This window comes from Mycobacterium sp. ENV421 (genome assembly GCF_002887815.1).
Classification (GTDB): Bacteria; Actinomycetota; Actinomycetes; order Mycobacteriales; family Mycobacteriaceae; genus Mycobacterium.
The window spans coordinates 1-1,049 of sequence record NZ_PDHO01000135.1 but is presented as its reverse complement, the minus strand read 5'-3'; the positions used below and the strand labels follow the sequence as shown (position 1 = coordinate 1,049).

1 protein-coding gene is annotated in these 1,049 nt (G+C 68.2%); it reads left to right on the top strand.

What is annotated here, in order from left to right; all coding sequences use genetic code 11:
- The coding region (locus CRM90_RS30025; RefSeq protein WP_102810459.1) for an HNH endonuclease signature motif containing protein at positions 1–1,049 on the top strand (1,049 nt) is incomplete at its 3' end.

Genomic DNA, 1,049 nt, shown 5'->3' with positions numbered 1-1,049 from the left:
ATGTCCTCGACCGTCGCGCTCAGCCCGAAGGAGCGCCTCGAGGTGGTGTTCGAGGAGTTGGCTGAGCTTGCCGGCCAACGGAATGCGATCGACGGGCGCATCGTGGAGCTGGTCGCCGAATTGGATCGCGACGACCTCTGCGGTATGACCGGGGCGCGCTCCGTCGCCGCCGTGGTGGCCTGGAAGCTGGGCACCTCATCGTCGACCGCCACCACCATTTCGGCTGTCGCGCACCGATTTGCCGAGTTCCCCCGCTGCACCCAAGGCATGCGGGAAGGCCGGTTGTCGCTGGATCAGGTCGGCGTCATCGCCGCCCGCGCCGCCGACGGCTCCGACGAGCACTACGCACAACTGGCCACGGTTGCGACGGTGAGCCAACTGCGCACCGCCATCAAACTCGAACCCAAGCCTGACGGCGCGTCCCGCCCGGAACCACGACGGTCGGTGACCAAGACCTCCGGTGAGGACACCACCACCTGGAAGATCACCCTTCCGCACCGCGAGGCAGCCACCGTCGACGCCGCACTGCAATCGCACCACGATGCGCTGGTCGCCGACTGGAAACGCGACCACGACAACGGTGGTGCAGACAACGCGCCACCACTACCCAACACCACCGATGCGTTCCTGAGCCTGATCGAGGCCGGCTGGGACGCCGACGTGGCCCGCCGCCCGCACGGGCAGCGCACCACCGTGGTGGTTCACCTCGACGTCGACAAGCGCACCGGGCAACTGCACCTGGGTCCGCTGCTCTCGGACAGCGACCGCCACTACCTGACCTGCGACGCCACCTGCGAAGCATGGTTCGAACGCGACGGCCAACCCCTCGGCGCCGGCCGCACCACCCGCACCATCAACCGGCGACTTCGCCGCGCCCTCGAACACCGCGACACCACCTGCGCAGTCCCCGGCTGCAGCGCCACCCGCGGACTGCACGCTCATCACATCCAACACTGGGAAGACGGCGGCCCCACCGAACTGCACAACCTAGTGCTGCTGTGCCCCTTTCACCACCGAGCACACCACCACGGCGACATCACCATCACCGG